This window comes from Pseudomonas sp. P1_C12 (assembly GCF_056406435.1).
Genome location: NZ_JBFUAE010000003.1, coordinates 243468 through 261602, shown reverse-complemented (window position 1 = coordinate 261602; position 18135 = coordinate 243468). Strand labels below are relative to the sequence as shown.

At 59.8% G+C, this 18135-nt stretch carries 13 protein-coding genes; 8 read left to right on the top strand and 5 right to left on the bottom strand.

The window, feature by feature from the left end; all coding sequences use genetic code 11:
• The first annotated feature begins 181 nt into the window (after positions 1-181).
• The 7 genes from AC1D19_RS06580 (at position 182) to AC1D19_RS06550 (ending at position 12120) form a co-directional block, all read left to right on the top strand.
• Positions 182-2233, top strand: coding sequence for a putative bifunctional diguanylate cyclase/phosphodiesterase (locus tag AC1D19_RS06580; RefSeq protein WP_477762726.1), 2052 nt, complete (start codon positions 182-184; stop codon positions 2231-2233).
• 236 nt (positions 2234-2469) lie between these two features.
• Positions 2470-3807 (top strand): imelysin family protein, encoded by a 1338-nt coding sequence (locus AC1D19_RS06575; RefSeq protein ID WP_477762725.1) that lies wholly within the window; start codon positions 2470-2472, stop codon positions 3805-3807.
• A 280-nt stretch (positions 3808-4087) separates the two neighbouring features.
• Positions 4088-5515, top strand: a complete 1428-nt coding sequence (locus AC1D19_RS06570; protein WP_477762724.1) for a di-heme oxidoreductase family protein — start codon at positions 4088-4090, stop codon at positions 5513-5515.
• A gap of 27 nt (positions 5516-5542) precedes the next feature.
• Positions 5543-6607, top strand: a complete 1065-nt coding sequence (locus AC1D19_RS06565) for an imelysin family protein (RefSeq protein WP_477762723.1) — start codon at positions 5543-5545, stop codon at positions 6605-6607.
• A gap of 14 nt (positions 6608-6621) precedes the next feature.
• A complete protein-coding gene (locus AC1D19_RS06560; RefSeq protein WP_477762722.1) occupies positions 6622-7722 on the top strand; it encodes a DUF1513 domain-containing protein in 1101 nt (366 codons plus the stop codon).
• 197 nt (positions 7723-7919) lie between these two features.
• Complete coding sequence (locus AC1D19_RS06555; protein WP_477752681.1) at positions 7920-9068, top strand: efflux RND transporter periplasmic adaptor subunit; 1149 nt, start codon at positions 7920-7922, stop codon at positions 9066-9068.
• A gap of 13 nt (positions 9069-9081) precedes the next feature.
• Positions 9082-12120 carry a multidrug efflux RND transporter permease subunit gene (locus AC1D19_RS06550; protein ID WP_477762721.1) on the top strand — a complete coding sequence of 1013 codons (3039 nt, stop codon included), beginning with the start codon at positions 9082-9084 and terminating at the stop codon, positions 12118-12120.
• A 102-nt stretch (positions 12121-12222) separates the two neighbouring features.
• Here AC1D19_RS06550 and AC1D19_RS06545 read toward each other — a convergent pair whose 3' ends face one another.
• From AC1D19_RS06545 to colR, 5 genes are all read right to left on the bottom strand, one after another.
• Entirely contained in the window at positions 12223-12450 is a 228-nt protein-coding gene (locus AC1D19_RS06545) for a hypothetical protein (RefSeq protein WP_477752683.1), read from the bottom strand.
• Positions 12451-12452: 2 nt separating this feature from the next.
• Complete coding sequence (locus tag AC1D19_RS06540) at positions 12453-13166, bottom strand: lipopolysaccharide kinase InaA family protein (RefSeq protein ID WP_477762720.1); 714 nt, start codon at positions 13164-13166, stop codon at positions 12453-12455.
• Between the two features lie 4 nt (positions 13167-13170).
• Positions 13171-13839, bottom strand: coding sequence for a class I SAM-dependent methyltransferase (locus AC1D19_RS06535; protein ID WP_477752704.1), 669 nt, complete (start codon positions 13837-13839; stop codon positions 13171-13173).
• 154 nt (positions 13840-13993) lie between these two features.
• Positions 13994-15268: a sensor histidine kinase gene (locus tag AC1D19_RS06530; RefSeq protein ID WP_477762719.1), complete on the bottom strand. Its 1275-nt coding sequence runs from the start codon at positions 15266-15268 to the stop codon at positions 13994-13996.
• Positions 15258-15941 (bottom strand): two-component system response regulator ColR, encoded by a 684-nt coding sequence (gene colR, locus AC1D19_RS06525; RefSeq protein WP_007985839.1) that lies wholly within the window; start codon positions 15939-15941, stop codon positions 15258-15260. Before colR ends, AC1D19_RS06530 begins: the two co-directional genes overlap by 11 nt.
• Before the next feature lie 202 nt (positions 15942-16143).
• Here colR and AC1D19_RS06520 point away from each other — a divergent pair, with 202 nt between their 5' ends.
• Positions 16144-18093, top strand: coding sequence for an LTA synthase family protein (locus AC1D19_RS06520; RefSeq protein ID WP_477752686.1), 1950 nt, complete (start codon positions 16144-16146; stop codon positions 18091-18093).
• The last annotated feature ends 42 nt before the right edge of the window (positions 18094-18135 follow it).

Genomic DNA, 18135 nt, shown 5'->3' with positions numbered 1-18135 from the left:
CCTCAAGTTGAAGGACTCGACAACCGACACAGTGCTAATAGGCTAACTCGTCAAGACAACTGCAAATCGGCCAAGCTGCAGGCAAAATCCCCCAAGGATGATTGTCACTTTGACTACCATCACGGGATTGCCAATACTCATGGCAACTTGATGCTACCCGCACGGAACAAGGAATAACCCTTTGAAGCTGGAACTCAAGAACAGCTTGTCGGTGAAGTTGCTGCGGGTCGTGCTCCTGTCGGCATTGATCGTCGGCGTGGTCTTGAGCTGCGCTCAGATTGTGTTCGATGCCTATAAAACACGCCAGGCCGTCGCCAGCGATGCCCAGCGTATCCTCGACATGTTTCGCGACCCCTCGACCCAGGCTGTCTATAGCCTGGACCGGGAAATGGGCATGCAGGTCATCGAAGGCCTGTTTCAGGACGACGCCGTGCGCCAGGCCTCCATCGGCCATCCCAACGAAGCCATGCTCGCGCAAAAAAACCGCGAGTTGCAGCACTCCCACAGTCGCTGGCTGACCGACCCGATTCTTGGCAAGGAACGCACCTTCACCACCCAACTGGTCGGTCGCGGGCCTTACAGCGAGTATTACGGCGATCTGAGCATCACCCTCGATACCGCCACTTACGGCCAGGGGTTCATTGTCAGCTCGGTGATCATCTTCATTTCCGGCGTACTGCGCGCGCTCGCCATGGGGCTGGTGTTGTATCTGGTCTATCACTGGCTGCTGACCAAGCCGCTGTCGCGGATCATCGAGCACCTCACGGAAATCAATCCGGATCGTCCCAGCGAGCACAAGATTCCGCTGCTCAAGGGCCACGAGAAAAACGAACTGGGCATCTGGATCAACACCGCCAACCAGTTGCTCGAATCCATCGAACGCAATACCCATCTGCGCCACGAAGCCGAAAACAGCCTGTTGCGCATGTCCCAGTACGATTTCCTGACGGGACTGCCGAACCGGCAGCAACTGCAGCAGCAACTGGACAAGATCCTCATCGACGCCGGCAAACTGCAGCGCCGGGTCGCGGTGTTGTGTGTCGGCCTCGATGACTTCAAGGGCATCAACGAGCAGTTCAGCTACCAGACCGGCGACCAGTTGTTGCTGGCCCTGGCCGATCGCCTGCGCGGTCATAGCGGTCGCCTGGGCGCCCTCGCCCGCCTCGGTGGCGACCAGTTCGCCCTGGTCCAGGCCGATATCGAGCAGCCCTACGAAGCCGCCGAACTGGCGCAAAGCATTCTTGATGATCTGGAAGCGGCGTTTGCCCTCGACCATCAGGAGATCCGCCTGCGCGCCACCATCGGCATCACTCTGTTCCCCGAGGACGGCGACAGTACCGAGAAGTTGCTGCAAAAGGCCGAGCAGACCATGACGCTGGCCAAGACCCGTTCGCGCAACCGCTATCAGTTCTATATCGCCAGCGTCGACACCGAAATGCGCCGCCGCCGCGAGCTGGAAAAAGACCTGCGCGATGCACTGATCCGCAATCAGTTCTACCTCGTCTACCAGCCGCAGATCAGCTATCGCGATAACCGCGTGGTGGGCGTCGAAGCCCTGATTCGCTGGCAACACCCCGAGCACGGTATGGTGCCGCCAGACCTGTTCATCCCGCTGGCCGAACAGAATGGCACCATCATTGCCATCGGCGAATGGGTGCTTGACCAGGCCTGCAAACAATTACGCGAGTGGCATGACCAGGGCTTCAGCGACCTGCGCATGGCGGTAAACCTGTCCACGGTTCAATTGCACCACGCCGAACTGCCACGGGTGGTCAACAACCTGCTGCAGATGTATCGCCTGCCACCACGCAGCCTGGAGCTGGAAGTCACCGAAACCGGTCTGATGGAAGACATCAGCACGGCGGCCCAGCACCTGCTCAGCCTGCGCCGCTCCGGCGCGCTGATCGCCATCGATGACTTTGGCACCGGCTATTCATCCTTGAGCTATCTGAAGAGCCTGCCGCTGGACAAGATCAAGATTGACAAGAGCTTCGTTCAGGACCTGCTCGATGACGACGACGATGCGACCATCGTTCGGGCCATCATCCAGCTGGGCAAGAGCCTCGGCATGCAGGTGATTGCCGAAGGCGTGGAAACCGCCGAGCAAGAGGCCTACATCATCTCCGAAGGCTGCCACGAAGGTCAGGGCTATCACTACAGCAAACCGTTGCCAGCACGGGAACTGGGCGCTTACCTGAAGCAGGCCCAACGCAGCAATGCGGCTATTTTGTAGAAAATAAAAAGATCGCAGCCTCGTTTCACTCGACAGCTCCTACATGAACCGCGCGTTGTGTAGGAGCTGTCGAGTGAAACGAGGCTGCGATCTTTTGATCTACGACACAACTCCCACCTGAATAAGAAATATTTACAGGTACAACCCTTTACACAGAATGCGAAAGATTTGCATTATGTCGCAGTTTTGCGTGCGCATAGCACCACTCCACCCCTTATCGAAGCAGGATGTTCGCCATGATTCGTATGCCTCTGGCTACCGCCAGTCTGTTGGCCATCGCTATTTCCCTCGCCGGTTGCGGCGAAGGTAAAGACCAAGAAAAAGCTGCTGCGCCAGCTGCCAGCACTGCGGCTGCCCCGGCTGCGCCTGCCGCTGCCGGTAAAGTCGACGAAGCCGCCGCCAAAGCCGTTGTCGCCCATTACGCCGACATCGTTTTCGCCGTTTACAGCGATGCCGAATCCACCGCGAAGACCCTGCAAACCGCCGTCGACGCCTTCCTCGCCAAACCGAACGACGACACCCTGAAAGCCGCCAAGGCTGCCTGGGTTGCCGCTCGCGTGCCTTACCTGCAGAGCGAAGTGTTCCGCTTCGGCAACACCATCATTGACGACTGGGAAGGTCAGCTGAACTCCTGGCCGCTGGACGAAGGCCTGATCGACTACGTCGACAAATCCTACGAACACGCCCTGGGCAACCCGGGCGCCACTGCCAACATCATCGCCAACACTGAAGTGCAGATCGGCGAAGACAAGGTCGATGTCAAAGACATCACCCCGGAAAAACTCGCCAGCCTGAACGAGCTGGGCGGTTCCGAGGCCAACGTCGCCACCGGTTACCACGCCATCGAATTCCTGCTCTGGGGCCAGGACCTGAACGGCACCGGCCCTGGCGCCGGCAACCGTCCGGCTTCGGACTACCTGGAAGGCAAAGGCGCCACTGGCGGTCACAACGATCGTCGTCGTGCCTACCTGAAAGCCGTGACCCAACTGCTGGTCAGCGACCTGGAAGAAATGGTCGGTAACTGGAAGCCAAACGTGGCCGACAACTACCGCGCCACCCTGGAAGCGGAACCGGCTGAAACCGGCCTGCGCAAAATGCTGTTCGGCATGGGCAGCCTGTCCCTGGGCGAACTGGCGGGCGAGCGCATGAAGGTTTCCCTGGAAGCCAACTCCCCGGAAGACGAACAGGATTGCTTCAGCGACAACACCCACAACTCGCACTTCTACGATGCCAAGGGCATTCGTAACGTGTACCTGGGCGAATACTCCCGTGTCGACGGCACCAAAATGACTGGCGCCAGCCTGTCGTCCCTGGTGGCCAAGGCTGATCCGGCTGCTGACACCGCACTGAAAGACGACCTGGCTGCTACCGAAGCCAAGATCCAGATCATGGTCGACCACGCCAACAAGGGTGAGCACTACGACCAGTTGATCGCCGCTGGCAACACCGCGGGCAACCAGATCGTCCGCGACGCTATCGCGTCCTTGGTCAAGCAGACCGGTTCGATCGAAGCCGCTGCAGGCAAACTGGGCATCAACGACCTGAACCCGGACAACGCTGATCACGAATTCTGATCAACGCTGGCTGAGTGAGTAATAAGGCGACCTTCGGGTCGCCTTTTTCATATCTGCCATACACAGCCCATTGTGGGAGCGAGCCTGCTCGCGATGGGGCCGTGTCAGTCGACATCAGTTTTGGATGACACACCGCAATCGCGAGCAGGCTCGCTCCCACAGGGTTCAGGGTTGGCCGCGACAATTGCCCCACATCAAGCAAACGATAATTCCTCTTATTCAAATTCCCATCCCCTGTTAGACTTTGCGCCCTTGTTTTGCTCGTCTTGCAGGATGTCTGATGCCCTCGCTGCCTCTTCGCTTGTCCGCACTGTTTCTGGCCCTGGGCCTGAGTGCCTGCGATGACGCCCCGAAATTCACCCAGGCCGAACCTGGTGAAGCCCGCTCCGGCGGCAGTGCGACGGTGCGCAAGACCGATCAGAATGCGTTTTCCATGCCCTCGGCGAATCTGCCGCCGTCACGGCGCGTGGATTTCAGCGTCGGCAACAGCTTCTTCCGCAGCCCTTGGGTGATCGCCCCGTCGACGACGACCGCCCGCGATGGCCTCGGTCCACTGTTCAACACCAATGCCTGCCAGGGCTGCCACATCAAGGACGGCCGCGGCCATCCGCCGACTCCCGACGATGTGAACGCCGTGTCGATGCTGGTACGCCTGTCGATTCCCGACGCCCCGGTGTATGCCAAGGTCATCGAACAGCTCGGCGTGGTGCCGGAGCCCGTCTACGGCGGTCAGTTCCAGGACATGTCCGTCCCCGGCGTGGCGCCCGAAGGCAAAGTGCGGGTCGATTACACCGCCGTGCCGGTTCGCTTCAAGGACGGCACCGAAGTCGAGTTGCGCAAACCAAGCCTCAACATCACCCAGCTGGGCTACGGCCCGATGCACCCCGACACCCGTTTCTCGGCCCGCGTGGCGCCACCGATGATTGGCCTGGGTCTGCTCGAAGCGATCCCCGAGGAGGCCATCCTGGCCAACGCCGAGGCACAGGCCAAGGCGAACAACGGCATCAGCGGACGACCGAACCGGGTCTGGGATGATGCCCAGCAAAAGACCGTACTGGGGCGATTTGGCTGGAAAGCCGGACAACCGAACCTCAACCAACAGAATGTCCACGCGTTTTCGGGTGATATGGGCCTCACGACCAGCCTGAGACCCTTTGATGACTGCACGGACGCGCAAACGGCTTGCAAACAAGCACCCAGTGGCAACGGCCCGAATGGCGAGCCGGAAGTCAGCGACAACATCCTGCGCCTGGTGCTGTTCTACAGCCGTAACCTCGCCGTACCAGCCCGTCGTGACGTCAACGCACCTGAAGTGCTGGCCGGCAAGTCCCTGTTTTATCAGGCGGGCTGCCAGTCCTGTCACACCCCGAAATACACCACCGCCGCCAACGCCGCCGAACCTGAACTGGCCAACCAAGTGATTCGCCCGTACAGCGATCTGCTGCTGCATGACATGGGCGACGGCTTGGCCGACAACCGTAGCGAATTCCAGGCCAGCGGCCGCCAATGGCGTACCCCGCCATTGTGGGGCATCGGCCTGACACAGGCGGTCAGCGGCCACACCCAGTTCCTGCACGACGGCCGCGCTCGCAACCTGCTCGAAGCCGTGCTCTGGCATGGCGGCGAGGCGACAGCGGCGCAGCAACAGGTTTTGTCTTTCGATGCCGAGCAACGCGCTGCGTTGCTGGCGTTCCTGAATTCCCTTTAACACGTATTCCACTCGCGGGAGCCCGACATGTTCCGTCCCAAACTGTTGTTCACCAGCCTTGCCGCACTCGCCCTGGGCGCCTGCTCGCCCCAGGACCCACAAGCGGTCACGTCGTCGGCTATCGCTAAATCGGTGATCCTGCCGACCTACACCCGCTGGGTTGAAGCCGACCGTCAATTGGCGGTCAGCGCCCTCGCCTACTGCGAAGGCAAGGAAACCCTGGAAACCGCTCGTGCCGATTTCCTGCACGCGCAAAAAGCCTGGGCCGAACTGCAACCGCTGCTGATCGGGCCATTAGCCGAAGGCAACCGTTCGTGGCAAGTACAGTTCTGGCCGGACAAGAAAAACCTGGTCGGTCGTCAGGTCGAACAACTGGTTACCGCACAGCCGCAAATCGATGCCGCCGCCCTGGCCAAGTCCAGCGTTGTGGTACAGGGTCTTTCGGCCTACGAATACATTCTGTTCGACAGCAAGCCTGACGTGGCCAACGCTGAGCAGAAGGCCAGATACTGCCCGCTGCTGGTCGCCATCGGTGAGCGCCAGAAACAGTTGGCCGAAGACATTCTGCAAACCTGGAACAACACCGACGGCATGCTCGCGCAAATGAGCAAATTCCCGAACCAGCGCTACGCGGACTCCCACGAAGCGATCGCCGATCTGCTGCGTGTGCAAGTCACAGCCATCGACACCCTGAAGAAAAAACTCGGCACGCCGATGGGCCGCCAGACCAAGGGTGTGCCGCAACCGTTCCAGGCCGATGCATGGCGTAGCCAGTCGTCCCTGGCCAGCCTCGAAGCCAGCCTCGCGGCCGCCAAGACAGTCTGGGAAGGTGTGGATAACAAAGGCCTGCGCAGCCTGTTGCCGAGCGAGCAGAAACCATTGGCCGACAAGATCGATGCCGCCTACGCCGCCTCGCTGAAACTGTTCGCCAGCAACCAGCGCTCGCTGACCGAAATGCTCGGTGACGACGCCGGCCGCCAGCAACTCAACGATCTGTATGACAGCCTCAACGTCGTCCATCGCCTGCACGAGGCCGATCTGGCCAAGGCGCTGGGCATCCAACTGGGCTTCAACGCCAACGACGGTGACTGATGAGGGCAAGTTCCATGCTGCGACGCCAGGCTCTGACCTTAGGTAGTTTGTTGCTGGGTGCGGTGACGCTGGGCGGCTGGAAGCTGTTCAAGCAAAAGGACAAGAGTCCGTTGTTGCTGTCGGCACGGGACGATACCGACGGCCAGCATTACGCCGTCGGTTATCGCCTGGATGGCACCCAGGTGTTCGCCACCCGGGTCGGCCAGCGTTGCCACGACATCGTCAACCACCCGACACTGCCGATTGCGCTGTTTGTCGCCCGTCGTCCAGGTACCGAGAGCTACCTGATCGACCTGCGCGACGGCGCACTCCTGCAAACCGTGGTGTCACAGCCGAACCGGCACTTCTACGGACACGCGGTCATTCACCACAGCGGTGACTGGCTGTACGCCACCGAAAACGACACCAGCGATCCGGGCCGCGGCCTGCTCGGCGTGTATAAATTCGAAGGCGAACGGCTGGTGCACAGCGGTGAGATTTCCACCCACGGCCTCGGTCCGCACCAGGTGTCGTGGATGCCCGATGGCGAAACCCTGGTGGTGGCCAACGGCGGGATTCGCACCGAGGCCGAAAGCCGGGTGGAGATGAACCTCAACGCCATGGAACCGAGCCTGGTCCTGATGCAACGTGACGGCACCCTGCTGAGCAAGGAAACCCTCGCCCAGCAGATGAACAGCGTGCGCCATCTGGCCATCGCCAGCGACGGCACCATCGTCGCCAGCCAGCAGTTCATGGGCGCGGCCCACGAGTCGTCGGAGTTGCTGGCGATCAAGCGGCCCGGTCAGCCCTTCGTCGCGTTCCCGGTGCCCGAGCACCAGTTGCAGGCCATGGGGCACTACACCGCCAGCGTCGCGGTACACAGCGACTTGCGCCTGGTGGCGTTGACTGCGCCGCGGGGCAACCGCTTTTTCATCTGGGACCTGGACAGCGGTGAAGTACGCCTGGATGCGCCTCTGCCCGATTGCGCCGGGGTCGGCGCCGTGGCCGATGGTTTTGTCGTGACCTCGGGTCAGGGTCGCTGCCGCTACTACGACTGTCGCCAGACAAACCTTGTTGCAAAACCGCTGGAGCTACCCGCCGGGCTCTGGGACAACCATCTGCATCTGATGGCGTAAATCATTGAAAAGATCGCCGCCTTGGGCCGCGCCTGCGAGATGACGAACATCCCGCAGGCGCGGCCCAAGGCGGCGAATCTTTTCAGGCTTTCACCCCTCTAATACCTCACAACATGTAAAAACGGCAGTTGGATTACCCTCTACACTCCCGGTAATGTGCCCCGCTGTCTCACCTGATTCTCTCCAAGGAACTGGATATGCTGCGTCGCCGCATGCTGATCATGTTGGGTGTCGTTCTACTGATTGTGCTGGTCCTGGCCGCGTACAAAGCCTTCTCGATCTACACGATGGTTCAAGGCTACTCTGCGCCCAGACCGGCCATCAGCGTTGCCGTGGCCACCGCCACCGAGCGCCCATGGCAAGCCCGCCTGCCTAGCGTTGGCACGCTCAAGGCATTGCAAGGCGTGGACCTGAGCCTGGAGACCGATGGCACCGTCATCGATTTGCAGTTCGAGTCAGGGCAAAAGGTCAAGGCCGGTCAACCACTCCTGCGCCTCGACAGCGCCGTGGAAAGTGCCCTGCTGGAAACTGCTCTGGCCGACCTCGGGCTGGCACAGCTCGATTACGGTCGCGGTAGCCAACTGGTCGGCAGCCAGGCGATTTCCAAAGGCGAGTTCGACCGGCTTTCGGCGGTGCTGAAAAAAAGCAAGGCCACGGTCAATCAACTCAAGGCTGCGCTCGGCAAAAAAAGCATCGTCGCGCCCTTCAGCGGCACCATCGGCATTCGTCAGGTAGACGTTGGCGACTATCTTGCCAGCGGCACCATGATCGCCACCCTGCAAGACCTCAGTAGCCTGTATGTCGACTTTTTTGTGCCCGAGCAGTCGGTGCCGAAGATTGCTCTCGGCCAGCCAGTGCAGGTCATTGTCGCGGCGTATCCGACCCAGGAGTACCCCGGCACCATCAGTGCAATCAACCCCAAAGTCGAGAACAGCACCCGTAACGTGCAGGTCCGCGCCGCCCTGGCCAACCCCGATGGCAAGTTGATGCCAGGCATGTTCGCCAGCCTCCAGGTGCTCCTGCCCGACCCGCAACCGCGCATCGTGGTACCGGAAAGCGCGATTACCTACACGCTCTACGGCAACTCGGTGTATGTGGCCGTACCAAAGAAGGCCGAAGATGGCAGCCCGGAAAAGGACGACAAGGGCCAGCCGGTGCTGATCGCCGAACGGCGTTTTGTCGAAACCGGCGAACGCCGCGATGGGCAAGTGATGATCACCAAAGGCGTGCAGAGCGGCGAGAAAGTGGTGACCGCCGGCCAGCTCAAACTGGACAACGGCGCACACATTGCCATCAGCGACGACAAGACCCTGGCCGAGCGGAACAGCCCGCCACGCGCGGACTGATCAAGGAATCCCCATGGCTTTTACCGACCCGTTCATCCGCCGCCCGGTTCTCGCAACCGTGGTCAGCCTGCTGATTGTGCTGCTGGGCTTCCAGGCCTGGGGCAAGCTGCCCCTGCGCCAGTATCCGCAAATGGAAAACGCCCTGATCACGGTGACCACCGCCTACCCCGGGGCCAACGCCGAGACCATCCAGGGCTACATCACCCAACCGATGCAGCAAAGCCTGGCCAGCGCCGAGGGCATCGACTACATGACCTCGGTGAGTCGCCAGAACTTTTCGGTGATCTCGATCTACGCGCACGTCGGCTCCAACAGCGACCGTCTGTTTACCGAACTGCTGGCCAAGGCCAACGAGGTCAAGAGCCAGCTGCCCCAGGACGCTGAAGACCCGGTGCTGAGCAAACAATCTGCCGATGCGTCAGTGCTGATGTACATGAGCTTTTTCAGCAAGGAATTGAGCAACCCGCAGATTACCGATTACCTGTCGCGGGTGATCCAGCCGAAACTGGCAACCTTGCCCGGCATGGCCGAAGCTGAGATCCTCGGCAACCAGGTCTTTGCCATGCGCCTATGGCTGGACCCGATGAAGCTCTCTGGTTTCGGCCTCAGTGCCAGCGATGTGACCAACGCGGTGCGCCAGTACAACTTCCTCTCGGCCGCCGGCGAGGTGAAAGGCGAATACGTGGTCACCAGCATCAACGCCAATACCGAACTCAAGTCCGCCGAAGCCTTCGGGGCGATTGCGCTCAAGGTCGATGGCGACAGCCGTGTGTTGCTGCGCGATGTGGCGCGTGTGGAAATGGGTGCGGAAAACTACGACACCATCAGCTCGTTCGGTGGCACCCCTTCGGTGTACATCGGCATCAAGGCGACGCCCGGTGCCAACCCGCTGGAAGTGATCAAGGAAGTGCGCAAGATCATGCCGGACCTGGAGGCCCAGCTACCGCCGAACCTCAAGGGTGAGATCGCCTACGACGCCACCCTGTTCATCCAGGCCTCGATCGACGAAGTGGTGAAAACCCTGTTCGAAGCGGTGCTGATCGTGATCGTGGTGGTGTTCCTGTTCCTCGGCGCCCTGCGTTCGGTGGTGATCCCGGTGGTGACCATCCCGCTGTCGATGATCGGCGTCATGTTCTTCATGCAGATGATGGGGTACTCCATCAACCTGCTCACCCTGCTGGCAATGGTATTGGCCATCGGCCTGGTGGTGGACGACGCCATCGTGGTGGTGGAAAACATTCATCGCCACATCGAGGAAGGCAAGACACCGCTCGACGCCGCCATTGAAGGCGCCCGGGAAATCGCCATGCCGGTGGTCTCGATGACCATCACCCTGGCCGCGGTATATGCACCGATCGGCTTCCTGACCGGCCTGACCGGGGCGCTGTTCAAGGAGTTCGCCCTGACCCTGGCCGGCGCGGTGGTGATTTCCGGTATCGTCGCCCTGACCCTGTCGCCGATGATGTGTGCGTTTCTGCTGCGCCACGACGAGAACCCCAGTGGCCTGGCCCATCGCCTGGACATGATTTTCGAAAGACTCAAGCGCCGCTACCAGAGCCTGCTTCACGGCACCCTAAACACCCGGCCGGTGGTGCTGGTGTTCGCCGTGATCGTGTTGTGCCTGATTCCGGTCTTTCTCAAATTCACCAAATCGGAACTGGCGCCGGATGAGGACCAGGGCATCATTTTCATGATAGCCAACGCCCCGCAACCGACCAACCTCGACTACCTGAACACCTACACCGACGAGTTCATCTCGATCTTCAAGGCGTTTCCGGAGTACTACTCGTCCTTCCAGATCAACGGTTTCAACGGCGTACAATCGGGTATCGGCGGTTTCCTGCTCAAGCCGTGGAACGAGCGCAGTCGCACGCAAATGGCGATCCTGCCCAAGGTGCAGGCCAAACTGGAAAAGATCACGGGGTTGCAGATTTTCGGCTTCAACCTGCCGTCCCTGCCGGGCACCGGCGAAGGTGTGCCGTTCCAGTTCGTCATCAACTCCGCCAACGATTACGAGTTGCTGCTGCAGGTGGCCGACCGGGTAAAAAAACGGGCGAAGGAATCCGGCAAGTTTGCGTTTGTCCACGTTGACCTGGCCTTCGACAAGCCGGAAGTGGTGGTGGATATCGACCGCGCCAAGGCCGCGCAGATGGGGGTTTCCATGCAGGATCTGGGGGGAACCCTGGCGACCCTGCTGGGTGAAGCCGAGATCAACCGTTTCACCATTGAAGGTCGCAGCTACAAAGTCATTGCCCAGGTCGAACGGCCGTTCCGTGACAATCCGGACTGGCTGAACAATTACTACGTGAAAAACACCAAGGGCGAGCTGTTGGCATTGTCGACCCTGATCACCATCACCGACCGTGCTCGACCGCGACAACTGAACCAGTTCCAGCAACTCAACTCGGCCATCCTGTCCGGAGTACCGCTGGTGAGCATGGGGGAAGCCATCGACCTCGTGCGCCAGATCGCCCGGGAAGAGGCACCCGCCGGCTTTGCCTTCGACTACGCCGGAGCATCGAGGCAGTACGTTCAGGAAGGCAGTGCCCTATGGGTCACCTTTGCCTTGGCACTGGCGATCATTTTCCTGGTGCTGGCGGCCCAGTTCGAAAGCTTCCGCGACCCGCTGGTGATCCTGGTCACCGTGCCCCTGTCCATCTGCGGCGCATTGATTCCGCTGTTCCTGGGTTGGTCGAGCATGAACATCTACACCCAGGTCGGGTTGGTGACGTTGATCGGGCTGATCAGCAAGCACGGCATTCTGATCGTCCAGTTCGCCAACCAGCTACGCAAGGACAAGGGCCTGACGGCACGGGAAGCGGTAGAGGAAGCGGCGGCCATCCGGCTGCGACCGGTCTTGATGACCACCGCGGCGATGGTGTTCGGCATGGTGCCATTGATCATCGCCACCGGTGCTGGCGCAGTCAGCCGGTTCGACATCGGCACGGTCATCGCGACGGGCATGTCGATCGGCACGTTGTTCACCCTGTTTGTGTTGCCCTGCATCTACACGTTGCTGGCCAAACCCGATAAACCTCAAGAATACTCATAACCTTGTGGGAGCAGCGATGCGGCGATCCGTCTTGCTCCTGCACCGGGCAATAAAAAAAAAGGCCTCGCATCAGCGAGGCCTTTCATTTGGGCTTCAATCGGTTCAATTTTGCGGCCTCAATCCTTGAGAAAGTCCGAACATGAACAACAACAGATCATGATCGGGTCGAGTGGCCACGGATGCCTTTGCAACCCGTGGCAATGGACAATGTTCTTCTGCGCTTATCGAGCTGAGAACCCGGGGGCGCGGTTGCTCCCAGGTTGCCATCGCGATTGATGCAACTGCCAAGGCTCCTACCAGAAACAAACCTCGTGCAATTTCGAGTTTCATCGCTATAAACCCTTGATGGCGCTGCCAAACGCCGTCTCATAAAAATAGACCAGCTTTTTCCAGTCTGCCGCGCTGAACGACGAGTGGCGACGCAACTGCTTCAAGTCATGGACAGCTGCACGATTGGCGGTCAAACGCCGTCGGCATTTCTCCAGATCGATCAGGGCCACTTCGACCTTGGCCGTCTCGCCCTCACCGGTCACGCGAACGAATACGTGCTTGTCGTAAAGGCAACCGTGCTGCCAGCGGCCCTTGTGCATGCGAGCCAGGTTTTCAGCCAGGTCCTTGAGCACTCGGTCGTTTATGGCTTCACCATGACGCTCGCGACCGCCACCGGCGTACCAGCGATCGATTTCCTCGAAGCCGTCCAGCGACTTGGTGAGCAGCAAGGCACGCCACTTGTGCACAGGGTCGCGCTGTGCGCCGCAGAAAACGATTTGCGGAACCCGTACGCCAAGCGCGGTCACACCGATGAGCGCAGCATGCTCGCGCAGTACCGTAGGCCGCCCGAAGGGGTGCTGCCAGCTACGATGGATATGCCCGGTCTGGCGCTTGACGTAGAGCAGCTGACCATCACTGCCCATCAGGCGTTGAACGCCGCTTTCCCCGCCGCGACGGACGTTGGGTTCCTCCACCCATTCACCGCGCTGATTCCAAAAGTAATCGAAGCGGTCCTGGGGAGCGACTTCCGTTTCTGCTGCACACTGCACTGCCATCCTGTTACCTCTTGCGTAATACGTAAACTCGCCACATCGCATAGAGCGGCAAAAAGTCCAGTTGTTCCTGGATGCGGAAACCCGCCTGCTCAAATTCCTTTTCTACGGTAGCGGCCGGTAACACAAACCGGTTTTGGTAACCTTCCTGCCCACGGGTTTTCTCCGAACGCTTGCGTTTCCAGGCCTTGAAGTTGCCATCGACCCATAGCGAAAGGATCACGCTGTCACGGGAAACTCGCTCGAATTCGCGCAAGATAGCCATGCGATGCTCGGCTTCACCGATGTGGTGGAGCAAGCGCATGCAAAAAATGCTGTCGACGGCGTTGTCCGGCAAGGCGATGTCGAATGCAGACGTGTGCAAGGGTTGTACCCGTTTCACCACGTCGGCAGGTTGCGCCTGGGTTGCGATCTTCAGCATGGACTGCGAGTTATCGGCACCGATGATCACGCGGTTGGATTTTTCCGCCAGCAAGGGCCAGAAACGCCCTGCACCACACGGCAAATCGAGGACCAGGCCAGGCTCGCCAACCAGGGCCAGCGCCTTGCGCGCCAGTTGTTCGTCACGCCAATGGGACAATCGACGGCCGAGACCTTCCTGGTGTTTGTGCAGATAACGTTGCGCGTGTTGATCGTCGTACTTTTCGGAGAAATCGAGCTTGATCGGGCCGTCCATCATCAGGGCTCCTGAACTTCTGATAGCAACCACCTTAGGTTTCGTGGTGTCGTTGACAGGTGATCCATTTGTGAAAAGTTCGTAATGGGAAACCTGGAAGTATTACAGAGCTTTACAGAATTGATAGGGTTTACTGGACGCCCGACTCAACTGTTCAAGTTCGCGACAACTCCACCTGAAAACGGCAGCCATTGGGCTCCATGGTTGTCAGGCCGACGCTCCAGCCCTGGTTTTCACAGATCCGCTGCACCAGTGAAAGCCCCAGGCCCAAGCCTTCCCCACGCTTTTCAGTGCCCCGGACGAAGGGTTCGAACATCGCCTCGCGTTTTTCCTCGGGAATGCCCACACCACTGTCTTCGACCAGAAAGCCCGTACCCGTCAGGGTCAGGCGGATGAAGCCCTGCTCGGTGTAATGCAAGGCATTGCGCAGCAAGTTACCCATCACCGCGTGCAAGAACGTCGCATTGTAGCCCTTGGCCTCGGGGTTGCCCGGTTCGAAGATCAGCTCCAACCCTTTGCTTTCGATAGGTTCACGCCACAGACCGAGCAGGCCCTCGGCCACCTGGCTAAGGGACTGTTGCGGCGACATGCTGGCGTCTTCGCGTTGGGCACGGGCCAGCATCAGGAAGGTTTGCACCAGCTCACGCATTTCTTCACACGCTCGGGCAATGCGCTCGACCTGAGCGCGGCCGCGCTGATCGATACCGGGGTTTTCCAGCAACAACTCGCAGGAACTGGCCAATATCATCAGGGGCGTACGCAATTCGTGGCTGACGTCGCTGGTGAACAACCGCTCGCGGGTCAAGGCCTGACGCAAGCGCCCGAGGGTGGCGTCGAAGGCCACGGCCAGTTCGCCCACTTCGTCAGCGGCATAGTCCGGAGCCAACGGAGGAGCCAAACCCAGCAGTTGATCACGATGGCGTACCTGGCGGGCCAACCGTACCACCGGCGCCATGACCTTGCGTGCCAGGACCCAGCCGAGAAACACCGCCAGCACCAGGCTCAGTACGAAACCCACCAGCGCCACGGCAAACAGCACCCGCTCACGCTCTTCGAAGTCGCTCTGGTCCTGCAACAGCACGTAACGTCGGCCGTCGACGATTTCGACCATGGCGTGGTACGACAGGTTTTCACGGAACACTTCATGGAAACCCGGCTCCAGGTGCCGCAAATCCTTGGGCAATCTGAAATCGCCTGGCCCGCTGCTGAAGTAGAACAATTGGTCCGGTTCGGGACGATGGCGCCAGTCCGTGACACTGTCCATCAGCAACAGGCGCTGCAAATCGCCACCCAGACCTGCCGAAATCAGTTTTTCTTCCACCAGGTGCACGGTCGCCACAATGCCCATGGCAAAGGCACCCGCCACCAGTGCGCTCATCAGCGCAAAGGCAATGATGATTCGTTGAGAAAGGCTCTGCTTAAACTCCATCACGCCCCTCGGCCAAGCGATACCCCACACCGTGTACGGTTTGCAGCAATGGCTTGGCGAACGGTTTGTCGATCACCTGGCGCAGTTGGTGGACATGGCTGCGCAGGCTGTCGCTGTCCGGGCAGTCGTCGCCCCACAGGGCTTCTTCAAGAATTTCACGGCGCAATACATGCGGGCTTTTCTGCATCAACACGGCCAGCAGCTTCAGGCCGACCGGGTTGAGTTTCAGCAACCGGCCTTCGCGAGTGACTTCCAGGGTGTCGAGGTCATAGCTCAGGTCGCCGACCTGCAAGGTCCGCCGTCCGCCGCCCTGGGTACGGCGCATGACCGCTTCGATACGCGCCGCCAGCTCAGACAGGGCGAACGGTTTGATCAGGTAGTCATCGGCGCCGGACTTGAAGCCTTGCAGGCGGTCATCCAGTTGATCGCGGGCCGTGAGCATGATCACCGGCGTTTCGCGGCGGGCATCTTCGCGCAGGCGCTTGCACAGGGTGTAGCCATCGATGCCGGGTAGCATGATATCGAGCACGATCAAATCGTAATGCTCGGTGGCCGCCAGATGCAGACCCGACAGACCGTCCTGCGCGCAATCCACGGTATAGCCTTTGAGCCCCAGGTAATCGGCCAGGTTGGCCAGGATATCGCGGTTGTCTTCAACCAATAGAATTCGCATGGGTATCTCTCCGTCCACAGTAACGGCCGTCATGGCCCGCGCAGCTTAAGGCCAAGTGTGGCCCACGGCTAGGGGAAGGCTGTGCATGGATCAATTCACTCAACCAACAGGTATGATTGACGAGTTTTTCACTATCGATTCACACGCTCCCTACAGCGGGCGGTGAAGACTGTCACGCGATTGATAATAAGGAATATAGAAAATGGACTATTTGAAGACGGCACCCATGCGCTTTTTGCTGCTGGTGACCGGCTCCTGGCTGGCAATTTTTTTTCTGACTCGAACAGTCCTGCTCCTCACTCATCTGAATGAGGCCGGTAGCGGCTTCCTGTCGGTGTTTGGTATCGGCCTGCTTTACGACATGGGTTTTATCGCTTACGCAGCGCTGCCCATGGGCCTCTACCTGTTGCTGTGTCCGCCGGCCTTGTGGCGCACTCGTGGCCATCGCTGGTTTCTTCAGGGTCTGCTGACCGTCAGTCTGTTCGCGATGCTGTTCACCTCGGTGGCCGAGTGGCTGTTCTGGGATGAATTCGGCGTGCGCTTCAACTTCATCGCCGTCGACTACCTGGTGTATTCCGACGAAGTACTGAACAACCTGCTGGAGTCATACCCGATCGGCACGCTGCTGAGCATTCTCGCCGTGCTGGCCGTGGTCCTGAGTCTTGCATTGCGCAAATTCTTCAACGCCGCACTTGATGCGCCATTGCCGCCCCTACGCGGCCGCTTACTGAATGCTCTCGGTTTGTTGATCGTCGCCGGCCTGAGCATGCAGTTGCTCAGCCAGGATGCCCCGCGCGCCCAGGGCGGCAATGCCTATCAGAACGAACTGGCGAGCAATGGTCCCTACCAGTTCTTCGCCGCGTTCCGTAACAACGAACTGGACTACCCGCAGTTCTACAAAACGCTGCCGGAGGCAGTCGTTGCCCAGCAGATTCGCGCCGAACTGGCAGAACCCAATGCCCGCTTCGTTGGCCAGGACCCGCAGGACATCCGTCGGCAAATCGATAACCCGGGCACACCGCGCAAGCCCAACATCGTACTGGTCACCATTGAAAGCTTCAGCGCCAAGTACATGGGCAGCAACGGTGACACCCGTAACCTGACCCCCTACCTTGATGCCTTGCGCAAGCAGAGCCTGTATTTCAATAACTTCTACGCCACCGGCACCCGCACCGACCGAGGCCTGGAAGCCATCACCCTGGCGATTCCGCCGACACCGGGTCGCTCGATCGTCAAGCGCGTGGGTCGTGAAAGCGGCTTTGCCAGCCTTGGCCAGCAACTCAATGCCGTGGGCTACGACAGCGTGTTTGTTTACGGCGGCCGCGGTTACTTCGACAACATGAATGCGTTCTTCAGTGGCAATGGTTATCGCGTTGTAGACCAGAGCAGCGTCGAGGAGTCGGAGATTCACTTCAAGAATGCCTGGGGCATGGCAGACGAGGATCTCTACAACCAGACCCTGAAACTGGCCGATGCCGACTATGCCAGGCAGCAGCCATTCCTGCTGCAGCTGATGACGACGTCCAACCATCGCCCTTACACCTATCCGGACAACCGGATCGACATCAAGTCCGGCAACGGCCGTGACGGCGCGGTGAAATACACCGACTACGCCATCGGTCAGTTTCTCGATCAGGCGCGTCAAAAACCCTGGTTTGACAATACAATCTTCGTCTTTGTCGCCGACCACACCGCAGGCAGCGCCGGTAAGGAAGACTTGCCTATCGCCAACTATCAGATTCCGCTGTTCATCTACGCGCCCAAGTTGATCGAAGCTCGGGAAACGGCACAGCTGGCCAGCCAGATCGATCTGGCGCCAACGCTGCTGGGCTTGCTCAATCTGGATTATGAATCGACGTTCTTTGGCCGTAACCTGTTGCAGGACAACCCGCTGCCGCCACGCGTGGTGGTTGGTAACTACCAGCACCTGGGGTTGTTTGACGGCAAGGACCTGGCAATTTTGAGCCCACGCCAGGGATTGCGTCGTCACGATGACGCACTGACCGAAAGCCGCGAGTCCCGGTCGACCGCCGATGACCCGCTGATTACCCGCGCCATCACCTATTACCAAACCGCCAGTTATGGCTTCAAGCAACAGCTGCTTGGCTGGAAGGCGCCCAAGGAGGGTGCCGGTCAAGTCGGCGAACGTTAACCGAATCGCCCCGGGCTGATGCCCCGGGGCTTTTTCCTTTGT